A 15,068-nucleotide genomic window follows, 5' to 3' on the forward strand; every position below is an offset into this window, starting at 1 on the left:
GGGGCCGCCCGGCGTATGCCGGTCCACGCCGCGGGCCGGCGTGTGTCAGGCCGGCAGGGATGGCGCGTATTGCGCTTCTGTGCTGACTTTCTGGTGGAATTCGACCACCTTGCGCACGACCTTGCGCGGATCATCCTCAATGATGAACAGATCCAGGTCGTGCGCCCCGATCATGCCATTGCCCAACACCTGGCCGCCGAGCCATTCGACCAGGCCGGACCAGTATTCGCTGCCCACCAGCACGATGGGCGCGGGCGGGACCTTGCCGGTCTGGATCAGCGTCAGGGCCTCGAAGAGCTCATCCAGGGTGCCGAAGCCGCCCGGCATCGCCACGTAGGCGAAGCTGTGCATGAAGAACGTGGCCTTGCGGGAGAAAAAGTACTCAAACGACAGGCTGATGGTTTGATACTCGTTGTTGTGGGCCTCGTGCGGCAGGCTGATGTTCAGCCCGATGCTGGTGCCGCCGGTTTCGAAGGCGCCCTTGTTGGCCGCTTCCATGATGCCCGGTCCACCGCCCGCGATGACCGCGAACCCCGCCTCGGCCAGGGCGGCCGAGATGGCCACGGTGGTTTCATAGTGGGGGGAGTTGCGGCTGACGCGCGCGCTGCCGAAGACACTGACCGCGGGCCCGATATGCGCGAGCTTTTCCGCCGCCGTCCGTATCTCTGACATAATCAGCGGAATTTGTTTTTCGGCGGGGGTAGCCGCAATTGTTGCCGCAGTTGTTGCCATATCTGCCTTTGTAACCATGAAAAAAACCTTATTGCTGGTCGACGGTTCAAGCTACTTGTACCGCGCTTTCCACGCTATGCCTGATTTGCGCAACGCGCAAGGCGAACCTACGGGTGCGCTGTACGGCGTGGTGAATATGTTGCGCAAGCTTGTATCCGACTATAAGGCAGAGTATGCCGCATGTATTTTCGATGCGCGCGGCAAGACCTTCCGGGACGACCTGTATCCGGAATACAAGTCGCACCGCCCGCCCATGCCGGAAGACCTGGCGGCCCAGATCGAACCCATTCACCGCGCCGTGCGGGCGCTGGGCTGGCCGGTGCTGGCCATCGAAGGCGTCGAGGCCGATGACGTGATCGGCACGCTGGCCTGCCGCGCCGCCGAACGCGGCGTGCACACGGTGGTGTCCACCGGCGACAAGGACCTGGCGCAACTGGTCAACAGCCACGTCACGCTGGTCAACACCATGAGCGGCGAGGTGCTGGACGAGGCGGGCGTGGTCAACAAGTTCGGCGTGGCGCCGGACCGCATCGTCGACTACCTGATGCTGGTGGGCGATACCGTCGACAACGTGCCGGGCGTGACCAAGGTCGGCCCCAAGACGGCCGCCAAGTGGATCTCCGAATTCGGTTCGATCGACAAACTGGTCGAGGGCGCCGAGGGCATCAAGGGCGTGGCCGGCAGCAACCTGCGCGAAGCCATTCCCAATTTCCCGCTGACGCGCCAGCTGTTGACGGTCAAGTGCGATTGCGACCTGACCGGGTACGTCGACAGCGTCGACGACCTGACGCCGCGCGATCGCGACGACGCCACCCTGACAGAACTCTACGAACGCTACGGTTTCCGTACCTGGCTGCGTGACCTGACCGGCGACGCCGAGCGCGTGCCGACGGGCGACGCCCGCGTGGCGGCCGAAGTGCCAGCCGCGCCGACGGAACTGGATTACCGCATCATTGACGACTGGGCTGCGTTCGATGCCTGGATGGAATTGGTGGACAAGGCGCCCCTGGTGGCGCTGGATACCGAGACCACTTCGCTGGACGAGATGCAGGCCAAATTGGTCGGCCTGTCGATGGCGGTGGCGCCGGGCGTGGCCTGCTACATTCCGGTGGCGCATCGCGGCCCCGACGGCGCGACGCAATTGCCCAAGGCCGAGGTGCTGGAACGCCTGCGTCCGTGGCTGCAGGATGCCTCGCGCGCCAAGCTGCTGCATCACGCCAAGTACGACACGCATGTGTTCGCCAACGAAGGCGTCCGCCTGGCCGGCATTGCCGAAGACACCATGCTGCAGGCCTATGTGCTGGAGTCGCATCGCGGCGTCGGCCTGAACGACCTGGCGCAGCGCTACCTGGGCCGCAGCGGTGTCTCGTACGAGGACCTGTGCGGCAAGGGCGCCAAGCAGATCGGCTTTGATGAAGTGGCGGTGGACAAGGCCGGCCACTACGCCGCCGAAGACGCCGATTTCACCTTGCAATTGCATCAGGTGCTACGTCCGCAGGTGGCGGCCGACGCGGGGCTGGAACGCATCTACCTGCTGGAAATGCAGGTGTCCGCGGTGCTGACCACGATCGAGCGCAATGGCGTCAAGGTCGATGCCGCCGAACTGGGCCGCCAGAGCCACAAGCTGGGCCAGGAAATGCTGCAGCTCGAGCAGAAAGCCTACGAACTGGCCGGCCAGCCCTTCAATCTGAATTCGCCCAAGCAATTGGGCGAGATCCTGTTCGGCCGCATGCAACTGCCGGTGGTGCGCAAGACCGCCGGCGGCGCGCCGTCGACCGACGAGGAAGTGCTGAGCAAGCTGGCGCAGGACTATCCGCTGCCGCAGGTGCTGCTGGAGTACCGCGGACTGTCCAAGCTCAAGTCCACCTACACGGACAAGCTGCCGCGTATGATCAACCCCGACACCGGCCGCGTGCACACGCATTATTCGCAGGCCGCGGTGATCACCGGCCGGCTGGCTTCGTCCGATCCCAACCTGCAGAACATCCCGGTGCGCACCGAGGCCGGACGTCGCGTGCGCGAGGCCTTCATTGCCGAGCAGGGCATGCTGCTGTCAGCCGACTATTCGCAGATCGAGCTGCGCATCATGGCGCACGTGTCGGATGACGCAAACCTGCAGCGCGCCTTCGCGGCCGGCGAGGACATCCATCGCGCCACGGCGTCGGAAGTGTTCGGCGTGGCGCTGGCGGACGTGTCGTCCGAGCAGCGGCGCGCGGCCAAGGCGATCAACTTCGGCCTGATCTATGGCATGGGTGTGTTTGGCCTGGCGTCCAACCTGGGTATCACGCGCGACGCGGCGCAGGCTTACATCGACCGTTACTTCGCCCGCTATCCCGGCGTGGCGATGTATATGGAGAACACTCGCCGCGTAGCGCGCGAACAAGGCTACGTCGAAACCGTGTTCGGACGCCGGCTGCAGTTGCCGGAAATCCGCGGCGCATCCGGGCCGCGGCGCCAGGGCGCCGAGCGCGCGGCGATCAATGCGCCGATGCAGGGCACCGCGGCCGACCTCATCAAGATGGCGATGGTGGCGGTACAGGACTGGCTCGAAGCCGAAAAACTGCAGACCCGCATGATCATGCAGGTGCACGACGAACTGGTGCTGGAAGCGCCCGATGCCGAACTCGAATTGGTCAGGAAGACGCTGCCGCAATTGATGTGCAACGTGGCCGAGCTGCGCGTGCCGCTGGTGGCCGAAGTGGGCGTGGGCAAGAACTGGGAGCAGGCCCACTGAGTCAGGTTCCTGCACGTCAGGGGGCCATGGGCCGTCCGTCGCGCGGGCGGCCCATTTTTGCTTTTATGGCCGTAACAATATAATGTTGCGCTTCCTTCCCCAATAATACGTCCCCCAATGCTGCTGCTCTGGGTCCTGCTCGCCACCGTCACCGGTGGCCTCATCGCCGTCTTTGTCGCCAGCTGGCTGGCCTACAAGGTGTTCGCCCACTATCTGCACCACATGGTCAGCCTGTCCGTGGGTGTGCTGCTGTCGGTTGCGCTCCTGCATCTGTTGCCCGAGGCGTTCGAAAGCGGCGTGGCGGACGCCCATGTGCTGTTCGGGTTGATGCTGGCGTCGCTGATCGGTTTTTTCGTGCTGGAGAAGATCGCGCTGCTGCGCCACAGCCATCACCACGAGGGCGACGGACACCATCACCATCATGGCCACGACCGGCATGAGGCCGGTCGCGGGGGCGTGCTGATCCTGATCGGCAGTTCGTTGCACAATTTGTGCGACGGGGTGTTGGTGGCGGCGGCCTTCCTGACCGATCCGCTTCTGGGCGTGCTGACCGCGGCCTCGATCATCGTGCACGAGGTGCCCCACAAGCTGGGCGATTTCGTGGTGTTGCTCAACGCCGGCCTGGCGCGCCGCCGGGCGTTCGCGCTGATCCTGTTCACCAGCTTGTGTTCAGCCTTGGGCGGCATAATAGGCTACTTCGTGCTGCAACAGGCGCAGGATTGGGTGCCGTACGTATTGGTGGTTGCCGCCAGCAGCTTCCTCTACATTTCGGTGGCCGACCTGATGCCGCAGATGCACGAACGGGTATCCCTGGCCGATGCGGTGCCGCAGTTGCTGCTGGTGGGCGTGGGCGTGGCGCTGATCTACAGCGTGACGACCCTGATGCACCACGGGCACGACCACGAGGCGGACGCGGGCCACGGCGCGGCGCGTACGGAGCACATGCACACGCATTGAACCGTGGCGCGCGGTACCCGGCTTTGCTTACGAACCTGGCCGGTCACCGCGGATGCCCTGAAGGCGAGCCGCGGGATCGGTTCCGCGTTGATCCCTACACAGGAGTTCGCCATGAGTTTTTCCGCCGCCGCCGGCAACGTCGCCCCCACCGTGATCCACACCGATGCGCAGGGACTGGTCCACGGGGATTTCCGGCTGCCCGTGGCCGATGGATCCATCGATGCCTATTACGCCGCGCCCGAGGGCAAGCGCGACCTGCCGGTCGTGCTGGTGATCCAGGAAATCTTCGGGGTGCATGAGCACATCAAGGATGTCTGCCGCCGGGTCGCCAAGGCCGGCTATCTGGCCGTGGCCGCCAATCTGTACGAGCGCCAGGGGGATGCGTCGACCTATACCGATATTCCCAAGCTGATCGCGGAGATCGTCAGCAAGGTGCCCGACGAGCAGGTATTCGCGGATCTGGATGCCAGCGTGGCCTGGGCCGCGGAGCATGGCGGCGATCCGAAGCGCGTGGCGGTGACGGGGTTCTGCTGGGGGGGGCGCCTGACTTGGATGTACGCGGCGCACAATCCGGATGTGAAGGTGGGCGTGGCCTGGTACGGCAAGCTGAGCACGGGGCATGGGCCGTTGATCAAGCGCTATGCGTTCGATGTGGTGAATGACCTGCATGCGCCCGTGCTGGGGTTGTATGGGGCCAAGGATGCCAGCATTCCGGTGTCGGATATCGAGATCATGAAGACGAAGCTGGCGGCGGGCAATGAGAATGCCCGGCGGTCGGAGTTCGTGGTGTATCCGCAGGCGGATCATGCGTTCATGGCGGATTACCGGGCGAATTATCAGGCGGAGGCGGCCAAGGATGGGTGGGGGCGGATGCTTGAGTGGTTCAAGCGGTACCTTTGAGGGGGATTTTTCCTCTGGGCGTGATGAAGCCGCTGCGCGTTTGCGTGGCGGTTTTTTTTGGCGGTTGTTGCTTCGCAGGCCCGGCCGGCGCTACATAGGCCGCCCGGCGCGGGTGGCGCGCGGGCGGGCGCGCCTACGATTGCGGTCCGGAGCGTTCGCTCCGGACTTCCCCGTGCTCAACCTCGTCCGCCTTCGGCTCCCTACGGTTTCCGCCGGGCGCATCTACACGCCCCGCCCACCCGCGCGCCACCCGCGCAGGGCTACCGGTTTCGAGGCTAGGGGCGCTGCTGGACCGAGGCGGCATGCGGGAGGGTTGCGGGGCCCGCCAGGGCCGGCTGCGCGGGCAGCCGGCCCTGGCATACGTGGTGTGGGGCGCCGGGGCCGGGTTCGCTGCGCGCGGATGGCGATGTGTGTTTTGCTGGTAGGGGTGACGCCGCATGGTGTGGCGCATCGTGATGCGTCGTGCTCACGTTGCATGTGCCGGTGTTTCCGCCTTGCGGCATTGCTGCTTCAAGCCGGGGTAGCTTCCAACGGTGGCAGCCAGTGAGGGGGAGCGCGGGAACCCTCAAAAACCTCCCGCCAGGATAGCCGCCCGGCCGCCCGAAGGCGGGGCAGCCCCCTCGGGGGGGCAGCAAGCGCGCAAAGCGTGCGCGGCGTGGGGGTCGCCCCGCCGCCCGGCCGCCCGAAGGCGGGGCAGCCCCCTCGGGGGGCAGCAAGCGCGAAGCGCGCCGCGTGGGGGCCCTAATTCCCCGCTTCGCGCAGCCTGCTGGGGAGGAGTTCGCCGTGGCGGGCCAGGAGGGGGTAGGCGGCGGCGCCGACCAGGTGGGAGTTGATGCCCTTCATGTCGCGCAGGATGTCGAGGTAGAGGGCGCCGACTTCGGCGGCGTCGACCTGGCCGCCCTTGATTTTCTGCAGGTGGGCGTCGGCTGCCTGCGTTTCGATGGTGCGGAAACGCGACTTTTCACCGGCCAGGGCGCGGGCCTGGCGCAGGTCGTCGTTGACGAAGAGGGCGGCGGCCTGGCGTTGGTTGGCGATCAGTTCGCCCAGCGTGTCGTCGAGGCTGGCGCGTTGTTCGGGAGAGAAGGTCCAACCCTGCTTGCGCAGCTTGGCGATGTGGCTGAGCAGGCCATGGTGGGCGATGTCGCCGGCGTGGCCGATGTTGCTGATGAAGGCCAGGATGTCATCCATGCGCTGCACGTCGTCGCGCGTCATGTTTTCCTGGTCCAGCGTGGCCAGGTAAGTGGTGATGGCGCTTTCGAGCTTGTCCAGGGCGGCGTCCAGCTGGCGGGCCTGCACCATGCGGTGCCGGTTGTCGCGCTTGAAGCCGGCGCGGGCGTACAGCAACAGGGTTTGCAGCATGTCGGCCATGCGCAGCGCCTCGCGCGCGGCGTTGCCCAGGGCGACGGCGGGCACGTCATGGGCCCATTCATCCAGGTATTGGGGGCGGGACGGGTCGTTAGGGTCGGCGCGCTTGGGCAGCCAGCGGGTCAGTAACGCGGCGTAGGGCGCCAGCAGCGGCAGGAACACCAGCGCGATGACGGCGTTGAACAGAGTGTGGAAGTTGGCGACGGCGCGGGCCGGGTCGCTGGACATCTCGCTCATCAGCGGTTGCAGCCAAGGCAGCAGCACCAGGCCGGCCAGCACGCCCAGGACGCGGGTCAGCAGGTTGCCCAGGGGCAGGCGGCGGGCGGCGGGATCGTCGCCGGTGACGCCTTCGATCATGGGGTTGATGGCGGTGCCGAGGTTGGCGCCCAGCACCAGCGCGAAAGCCACGTGCGGCGCCACCATGTGGTGGCTGGCCAGCGACATGACCAGCACCACCACGGCGACGCTGGAATGGGCGGCCCAGGTGAAGGCGGCCGACAGCAGCACGGCCGCCACCGGCTGGGTGGCCAGGGCGTCCAGGATCATGCCCAGCATTGGAGCGGTTTGGAACGGCTCGAACAGTTCCACCAGTTGGTGCAGCGACAGCAGCAGCAGGCCCAGGCCGATGAAGACCCGGCCCAGGTCGCGGGTGCGCCCCGGCGGATAGCGGCGGAACATCCAGACGCCCGCCAGGATCAGGATGGGCGCCAGCGAGGTCAGGTCGAACGACAGCAGTTGCACGATCAGCGTGGTGCCGACGTTGGCCCCCAGCATGGCGGCCAGCGCCGGCACCAGGCCGACCACGCCGCCGGCGGCGAAGCCGGTGATCATGAGGCCGGTGGCGGTGCTGCTTTGCAGCGCGGCGGTGATGCCGAGACCGGCGGCGAAGGCCCGCAGGCGGGTGCCGAGGGCGCGGCCCAGCGCGGCGCCCAGGGCGGCGCCGAAGGCGCGCTGCACGCCCGTCTGGACCATGTGCACGCCCCATAGCAGCAGGGCGACGTAGCCGGCGAAGTCAAGCAGGGTAATGAGTCCGGACATCCTGGGGCAGTTCCCTTCTTTTTATGACAAGAAATAATTCTGTAATGATCGCATGCCGGGACGGGCGGGGAAACCCGTATCCGGAATACAGCATACGCCTCGCAGGGCTTTGCTGCGCAGCGCCGGACCTTCCGCGTATCATTGCCGGATCATTCTTGGATGCAGGGGTTTTGCGGTGGCCGTTTCCGTTTTCGATCTGTTCAAAATAGGCATAGGCCCGTCGAGCTCCCATACGGTCGGCCCCATGCGGGCCGCCTTGCTGTTTGCCCAGGGGCTGGAGCGAGACGGCCTGTTGCCCAAGGTGGCCAGCGTGCGCGCCGAGCTCTATGGCTCGCTGGGCGCCACCGGCAAGGGGCACGGCACCGACAAGGGCGTGCTGCTGGGCCTGATGGGCGAGGCGCCCGACACGGTCGACCCGGCCGCCATCGCCGGCATGATCGCGTCGGTGCGGGCCAGCCGCCAGCTGCCGCTGCTGGGCCACTATCCGGTGCCGTTCGTGGAAAAGGAACACATGATGTTCTACCGCCGCGAGGCCATGGCCGAGCACCCCAACGGCATGAAATTCCACGCCTTCGACGCTGAAGGGCAGTCGCTGCGCGAGGCCCGCTACCTGTCGGTGGGGGGCGGCTTCGTGGTGACGGCGGGTGCCTCCAACAGCCAGGTCATCGCCGCGCACGACCAGTTGCCGTACCCGTTCCGCACCGGCCGTGAGCTGCTGACCATGTGCCGCGAAAGCGGCCTGAGCGTGGCGCAGCTCATGATGAAGAACGAGCTGACCTGGCGCGAGGCGGGCGAGGTCGCGGGCGGGCTGGACCGCATCTGGCAAGTGATGCAGGACTGCGTGTCGCGCGGCTGTGGCATCAATTACCCCGAAGCCGATGGCGAACTGCCGGGTCCGCTGCGGGTGCGCCGCCGCGCCCCGGAGCTGTACCGCAACCTGACCCAGCGCGCCGAGCGCACGCTGTCCGATCCGCTGTCGGTGATGGACTGGGTCAACCTGTACGCCATGGCGGTGAACGAGGAAAACGCCGCCGGCGGGCGCGTGGTGACCGCGCCCACCAACGGCGCGGCGGGCATCATCCCCGCGGTGCTGCATTATTACGACCGCTTTGTCCCCGGTTCCAACCGCGAGGGCGTACGCGACTTCCTGCTGACCGCGGCGGCCGTGGGGCTGCTGTACAAGTACAACGCCTCGCTGTCGGGCGCCGAGGTCGGCTGCCAGGGCGAGGTCGGGGTGGCCTGTTCGATGGCGGCGGGCGGTCTGGCCGCGGCGCTGGGCGGTTCGGTCGAGCAGGTCGAGAACGCGGCCGAGATCGGCATGGAGCACAACCTGGGCCTGACCTGCGATCCGGTCGGCGGGCTGGTGCAGATTCCCTGTATCGAACGCAACGCGATGGCCTCGATCAAGGCCGTCAACGCCGCCCGCATGGCATTGCGCGGCGACGGCCAGCACTACGTGTCGCTGGATTCGGTCATCAAGACCATGCGCGAGACCGGCGCCGACATGAAGACCAAGTACAAGGAAACGGCGCGCGGCGGCCTGGCGGTGAACATCGTCGAGTGCTGAGGCGGGTCCGCCCCCAACAAAAAGCCCCTTGATCGCTCAAGGGGCTTTTTCATTGCCGAGCCGCCTCACGATGAAAGCGCCCCGGGGGGACGCAAGCCGAAGGCGCGGCGTGGGGGCTTTTCCCAGGCCTGTGCCGGGATCAGATCACGCGGGCATTCTGCAGCGCGGCGATGCGGGCCGGGATCGGCGGGTGCGAGGCGAACATGGCCGCCAGGCCGCCCTTGCCGGTGATGCCGGAGGCTTCGAACGACTTGGGCAACTCGCCCGGCTCCAGGCCGCCCAGGCGGGCCAGGGCGCGGATCATGGGTTCGCGGGCGCCCATCAGGTGGGCCGAGCCGGCATCGGCGCGGTATTCGCGCTGGCGCGAGAACCAGGCCACGATGATCGAAGCCAGGATGCCGAAAATGATCTCACAGACGATCACGGTGACCATGTAGCCCGGGCCGAGGCCGCGTTCGTTCTTGAACACCACGCGGTCGATGAAGTAGCCGACCACGCGCGCCAGGAACACCACGAAAGTGTTGACCACGCCCTGGATCAGGGTCAGCGTGACCATGTCGCCGTTGGCGATGTGCGCCACTTCGTGGGCCAGCACCGCGGCCACTTCCTCTTCGCTCATGCTTTCGAGCAGGCCGGTCGACACCGCCACCAGCGAGTCGTTCTTGAAGGCGCCGGTGGCGAATGCGTTGGGCGCGCCGTCGTAGATGGCGACTTCCGGGCGACCGATGCCGGCGCGGTCGGCGAGCTGGTGGACGGTGTCCAGCAGCCAGGCCTCGCGCTGGTTGCGCGGCGCGTTCGGGTCCAGCACCTGGGCGCCGGTGCTCCATTTGGCCATGGGCTTGCTGATCAGCAGCGAGATGATGGCGCCGGTGAAGCCGACCACGACCGAGAAGATCAGCAGCGCCTGCAAGTTCAGGCCGTTGGCGGTCAGGTAGCGGTCTACGCCCAGGATGCGTAGCGTGGCCGACAGCACGAGCATGACGGCCAGGTTGGTAATGACGAAAAGGATGATGCGTTTCATGCTTTTTTTGTTCCTCAGCGAGCGGGACTTGTGCGGGATTGGACTGTGCCGCGGCGCAGCAGTTCCCCGACTGCCGCGCTGCTCCCGGTGACGGAGAGTATAGTATCGCTTTCCCCTATTTCCCCCTCACTTTCACCTGAGCGCTAACCCCCAATGCAGGCACTTTGGATGTTGCTGGCGTCCGCCATGTTCGCCATCATGGGGTCGTTCGTGAAGCTGGGCACCGAGCACGGCGCGACGCTGCCGCAAGTGGTGCTGTTCCGCGGCCTGCCGTCGGTGGTGCTGCTGCTGATCTGGGCGCGCGCCGGGCGCCAGTCGATCGTGCCCACCAGCTGGAAGCTGCACCTGTGGCGCAATCTGTCCGGCGTCACCTCGATGTGGCTCGGTTTCTTCGCCATCGCCCACCTTCCCCTGGCCACCGCCACCAGCCTGAACTACACCGCGCCGCTGTTCATCGCCTGCTGGATGCTGGGGTGGGGCGGGGCGCAGCGCGATCCGGTGCGGATCGCCGCCGTGGCCCTGGGGTTCCTGGGCGTGATCGCGGTGCTGCGCCCCAGCATCAACGAAGACCAGTGGCTGGCGGCCTTGCTCGGCCTGGGCGCCGGCGCCATGTCGGCGATCGCCATGATGCAGATCCGCCAGCTTGGCCGCATCGGCGAACCCGAATGGCGCACAGTGCTGTTCTTTTCGGTGGCGGTGTGCGCCTCCAGTTTCGCCGGCCTGGGTTTCGAGGGCTGGGGCCAGGCCGACTGGACCGGCTACAGCTCGCTGCTGGGCGTGGGCGTGACCGGCCTGTTCGGCCAGTTGGCCATGACGCGGGCGTTCGGCCTGGGCTCGGCGCTGCTGACCGCCGCGCTGCAGTACAGCACCATTATCTTCGCGGCCCTGCTCGGCATGGGCTTCTGGGGCGATACCCTGGATGGCCTTGCCTGGGCCGGCATGGGCCTGATCATTTCGGCGGGTCTGCTGTCGGTCTGGCGCACCATGCGCGATCCCAAGCCAGCCTGATTCCGCGAACCCGACCCCATCAGAGGAGGATTTCCGATGACCATGACCCTGATTTCCGCGGCCGACCTCGCCACGCACCTGGGCGCGGCGGACGTGCGCGTGTTCGACGTGCGCCACGACCTGATCAATCACTCCGCCGGCCGCGAAGCCTATGCGGCGGGCCACATTCCTGGCGCCCGCTACCTCGACCATGAAACCGAACTGGCCGCCGCCCGCACCGGCCGCAATGGCCGCCATCCGCTGCCCGAGCGCGGGCAGTTCGGCGCGCTGATGGCGGCGCACGGCGTCACGCCCGAGACCCTGGTGGTGGCGTATGACGCCAGCGGCGGCATGTACGCCGCGCACCTGTGGTGGATGCTGCGCTGGCTGGGTCACGACCGGGTCGCCGTGCTCGACGGCGGCTGGCAGGCCTGGCAGGCGGCCGGGCTGCCCACCTCCACCGAGGCGGCCGCGCCGGTGCAGGCGGGCGCGCCGGTGACGCCAGCGGCGCCGCTCGCGGGCAGCGTGGATGCGCAGGCGGTGCTGGACAACATCGCCCGGCCCGCGTTCACCGTGATCGACGCGCGCGCCGCCAACCGCTATCGCGGCGAGGTCGAGCCGATGGATCCGGTGGCCGGCCACATTCCCGGCGCGCTGAATCGTCCGAACGGCCAGAACCTGCAGGCCGACGGCCGTTTCAAGGACGCGGCGCAATTGCGCGAGGAATTCACCGCCTTGCTGGACGGCCGCGACCCCGCGGCCATCGTGCACCAGTGCGGCTCGGGCATCACCGCGTGCCACAACCTGCTGTCGATGGAAATCGCCGGCCTGGCCGGCTCGCGCCTCTATCCGGGCTCGTGGAGCGAGTGGTGCAGCGATCCCTCCCGGCCGGTGGCCAAGGGCGAGTGAGCGCGCCGGCCGGCCCGGCCGCAAGCCGGGCCTGAAACCGCGCCGTGGTATCCCGACGGCGCGGGGGCGGCCTTACCAGACCGCCGCCAGCTTGACCCGTCCAGAGACGCTTTCGGCGATCTCCAGGAAGTGGTCCAGCGGTGGCGTGGCCAGCCCCGGCACCTTGGCCATGTCGTCCCAGCGCCTCAGGCGGATCGCATCCGGCGCGCCCGGCATGCTGGCGAAATCCACCGCCTGGCCCGCATCGAAGCTGCCCCCCTGAAGCGCCAGGCTGCGTTTCGAATCCTCCGAAAGCGACGCTTCATACTGCGGCTCCACATAGCAGAGGTAGCGCTTGGCCTCCACGTGCAGCCGGATCGGATCCAGCACCGCCGAACTGAACAGCCCGCGCAGGAACGGCAGCACGAAATATTGATGCTTGTCGTCGATGCCGCGCAGGGTGGGCGTGTCCGGATGGTCCGCGATCAGGTGGCCGAGGTCGTGCAGCAGGCAGGCAGTGATCAACTGGGCATTGGCGCCATGGCGTTCGGCCAGCGTCGCGGTCTGCAGCGCGTGGCGCAGGTGGCTGACGGATTCGCCATGATAGGAACGGTGCCCGCGTTCCAGGAAAAGCTGTTCGATGTCCTGCAGGGTCAAGGCCATGGTTGTCTCCTGAGTGGCCGCAAGGGGAAGAGGCGGGCAGTGATCCCACGGATCAGCCGGCTGCCGGCGCCATCTCCAGAAAGCGCGCGATGAGCTGCACCGGTTGGCGCTCGCGCAGGCAGTACAGGTATTCATGCATCACGACATCGGCGCCCTCGATGTCCAGGGCCGCCAGTTCGGGATGGGACGGGATTTCGCGTGACGGGATCAGGCTGATGCCCAGTTCGCACAGGATCGCCTGGTGGATCGATTCGCGGCTGCCGATTTCCAGCGTGCGCTTGACCGTCACGCCGGCCGCCTGCAGGGCTTCTTCGGTCAGCTGGCGCGTCATCGATCCGGGTTCGCGCAGCAGCAGCGCGTGGTCGGCCAGGTCGGCCAGCGCCACCTTGCCGCGCCGCGCCAGCGGGTGGCCGCGATGCGTCACCACGCGGATCGGATCCGCCGCGATCATGCGGCGGTACAAATGCTTGTCATCCATCAGAAACGAGGACGTGGCAATCTCGATACGATAATCATGCAGCGCCTGCAGCATGCTCTGCGAGTTGCCGATGGCCACGGTCAGGTCGATGCCGGGGTAGAGCTGGTTGTAGCGGCGCACCGTGTCCATGATGTAGTACGGCCCGGTGGCGCCGATGCGCAGGTTGCCCTCGCGCAGGTCGCTGGCGTCGCGCAGCCGGAAATCGATCTCGGTTTCCTGCTGCACCAGCTTTTCGACCATCGGCATCAGGCTGTGCCCGGCATCCGACAGTCGCATGCCGCGCCCCTGGCGATGGAACAGCTCGACGCCATAGCGCGATTCCAACTGGCGCAGTTGCCCCGTCACCGTGGGTTGGCTGACGCCCAACTGGGCCGCGGCCTTGGTGACGGTGCCGCAGCGAGCCACGGCATAGAAGGATTTCAGTTCGGCGACGAGCACGTTGGGCAGGGCCTGTAAACGGATGAATCGGTGGACGGATTGCGCAAGACCGCCAGTACACCAAAATAATTTGATGTTTTTATTACTGCATTTGCGCGAAGTGTCATAAACACTCAATACGCGCCTTCCATACTGCCTTCGTTCCCAGACCGGAGGCCCCATGGCCCAACAGCTCCAACGCGATACCAACACTGTTCCGACGGGCGCTACGCCCCAGCCCGGAGCGCAGCGCGGGGGCTTTCTTTCGGTCAGCAATCTCGTCAAGCGCTTCGGCAGCCATACGGCGCTGTCGGATGTGTCGCTGGATATCCGCGCCGGTGAACTGGTGTGCCTGCTGGGCCCCTCGGGCTGCGGCAAGACCACGCTGCTGCGCGCCATCGCCGGCCTGGAGCGCCAGGACAGCGGCACCATCCTCCTGTCGGGCCGTGACATCTCCCACGCCGAGCCCCAAGAGCGCGACTACGGCATCCTGTTCCAGTCCTATGCGCTGTTTCCCAACCTGACCGTGGCCCAGAACGTGGCGTATGGCCTGAGCGGCAAGCGCGCCCATCGCAAGCATGTGGCCGACCGGGTCGAGGAAATGCTGACGCTGGTGGGCCTGGCCGGCGCTTCCCATAAATATCCGGGCCAGATCTCCGGCGGCCAGCAGCAGCGCGTGGCGCTGGCCCGCGCCCTGGCGCCGTCGCCGTCCCTGTTGCTGCTGGACGAGCCGATGTCGGCACTGGATGCGCGGGTGCGCGAACATCTGCGCATCGAATTGCGCGCGCTGCAGAAACGCCTGTCAATCACCACGCTGATGGTGACGCACGACCAGGAAGAGGCCATGGTCATGGCCGACCGCATCGCCGTCATGAACGGCGGCGTCATTGAACAATTCGGCACCCCGCGCGAGCTGTATCGCCAGCCGGGTTCTGCCTTCATCGCCGATTTTGTCGGCGAGGCCAACTGGCTGCCGTTCGAGCGCATCGATGCGCACCACGCTCGCGTCGGCCGCCAGGAACTGGCGGTGGACGAGGCGCTGGAGCGCAACGTCGGCAAGCTGTTCGTGCGGCCCGAGGCGGTGCGCGTGAGCGTGGCGCGTCCGGAGCAGCCCAACACCATGCTGGCCGACGTGCTGGACGGTGTGTTCCTGGGCCGCGGCTACCGCCTGGCGCTGCGCCTGGAAGGCGTGCCCGGCGCCACCGTGCACTCGATCGTGTCCCCTGAAACCGGAGATGCCCTGCTGGGGCCTCACGCTGCCAGCCGTTGCTGGGTGGAGCTGCCGCGCCATGCGATTCGCGCCTACGCTTGATCCGGCTGC

Annotated in this window: 12 protein-coding genes; 7 read left to right on the plus strand and 5 right to left on the minus strand. The window is 66.9% G+C overall.

Annotated elements, in window-relative coordinates; all coding sequences use genetic code 11:
• Window positions 1-45 precede the first annotated feature (45 nt).
• On the minus strand, window positions 46-750 hold the full coding sequence (locus tag AruCF_RS05330; RefSeq protein WP_455737670.1) for an LOG family protein: 705 nt from the start codon (window positions 748-750) through the stop codon (window positions 46-48).
• Between AruCF_RS05330 and polA the strand changes: the two genes are divergently transcribed.
• From polA to AruCF_RS05345, 3 genes are all read left to right on the plus strand, one after another.
• On the plus strand, window positions 749-3,466 hold the full coding sequence (gene polA, locus AruCF_RS05335; RefSeq protein WP_049072421.1) for a DNA polymerase I: 2,718 nt from the start codon (window positions 749-751) through the stop codon (window positions 3,464-3,466). The genes AruCF_RS05330 and polA overlap by 2 nt on opposite strands.
• A gap of 117 nt (window positions 3,467-3,583) precedes the next feature.
• Complete coding sequence (locus tag AruCF_RS05340) at window positions 3,584-4,423, plus strand: ZIP family metal transporter (protein ID WP_049072423.1); 840 nt, start codon at window positions 3,584-3,586, stop codon at window positions 4,421-4,423.
• 111 nt (window positions 4,424-4,534) lie between these two features.
• Window positions 4,535-5,323: a dienelactone hydrolase family protein gene (locus AruCF_RS05345; protein WP_049072424.1), complete on the plus strand. Its 789-nt coding sequence runs from the start codon at window positions 4,535-4,537 to the stop codon at window positions 5,321-5,323.
• A gap of 741 nt (window positions 5,324-6,064) precedes the next feature.
• Here AruCF_RS05345 and AruCF_RS05350 read toward each other — a convergent pair.
• Window positions 6,065-7,726 carry a Na/Pi cotransporter family protein gene (locus AruCF_RS05350; protein WP_049072425.1) on the minus strand — a complete coding sequence of 554 codons (1,662 nt, stop codon included), beginning with the start codon at window positions 7,724-7,726 and terminating at the stop codon, window positions 6,065-6,067.
• Between the two features lie 175 nt (window positions 7,727-7,901).
• On the opposite strand from AruCF_RS05350, the gene AruCF_RS05355 reads away from it, so the two are divergent.
• Window positions 7,902-9,293 carry an L-serine ammonia-lyase gene (locus AruCF_RS05355; protein ID WP_020924538.1) on the plus strand — a complete coding sequence of 464 codons (1,392 nt, stop codon included), beginning with the start codon at window positions 7,902-7,904 and terminating at the stop codon, window positions 9,291-9,293.
• A 139-nt stretch (window positions 9,294-9,432) separates the two neighbouring features.
• Here AruCF_RS05355 and htpX read toward each other — a convergent pair whose 3' ends face one another.
• The gene (gene htpX / locus AruCF_RS05360) at window positions 9,433-10,314 is read right to left on the minus strand and encodes a protease HtpX (protein ID WP_006388347.1); all 882 of its coding nucleotides are present in this window, start codon (window positions 10,312-10,314) and stop codon (window positions 9,433-9,435) included.
• Between the two features lie 153 nt (window positions 10,315-10,467).
• Between htpX and AruCF_RS05365 the strand changes: the two genes are divergently transcribed.
• A complete protein-coding gene (locus tag AruCF_RS05365) occupies window positions 10,468-11,322 on the plus strand; it encodes a DMT family transporter (protein ID WP_049072427.1) in 855 nt (284 codons plus the stop codon).
• A 36-nt stretch (window positions 11,323-11,358) separates the two neighbouring features.
• On the plus strand, window positions 11,359-12,210 hold the full coding sequence (locus AruCF_RS05370; RefSeq protein WP_049072429.1) for a sulfurtransferase: 852 nt from the start codon (window positions 11,359-11,361) through the stop codon (window positions 12,208-12,210).
• Between the two features lie 72 nt (window positions 12,211-12,282).
• On the opposite strand, the gene AruCF_RS05375 is transcribed toward AruCF_RS05370, so the two are convergent.
• Both AruCF_RS05375 and AruCF_RS05380 read right to left on the minus strand, forming a co-directional pair.
• A complete protein-coding gene (locus AruCF_RS05375) occupies window positions 12,283-12,852 on the minus strand; it encodes a phosphonate degradation HD-domain oxygenase (protein WP_049072430.1) in 570 nt (189 codons plus the stop codon).
• Window positions 12,853-12,904: 52 nt separating this feature from the next.
• Complete coding sequence (locus AruCF_RS05380) at window positions 12,905-13,768, minus strand: LysR family transcriptional regulator (RefSeq protein WP_083036572.1); 864 nt, start codon at window positions 13,766-13,768, stop codon at window positions 12,905-12,907.
• 160 nt (window positions 13,769-13,928) lie between these two features.
• Here AruCF_RS05380 and AruCF_RS05385 point away from each other — a divergent pair, with 160 nt between their 5' ends.
• The gene (locus tag AruCF_RS05385; RefSeq protein ID WP_049072431.1) at window positions 13,929-15,059 is read left to right on the plus strand and encodes a putative 2-aminoethylphosphonate ABC transporter ATP-binding protein; all 1,131 of its coding nucleotides are present in this window, start codon (window positions 13,929-13,931) and stop codon (window positions 15,057-15,059) included.
• Window positions 15,060-15,068: the final 9 nt, after the last annotated feature.

Origin of the sequence: Achromobacter ruhlandii (assembly GCF_002082135.1) — a bacterium.
GTDB lineage: Bacteria > Pseudomonadota > Gammaproteobacteria > Burkholderiales > Burkholderiaceae_B > Achromobacter > Achromobacter ruhlandii.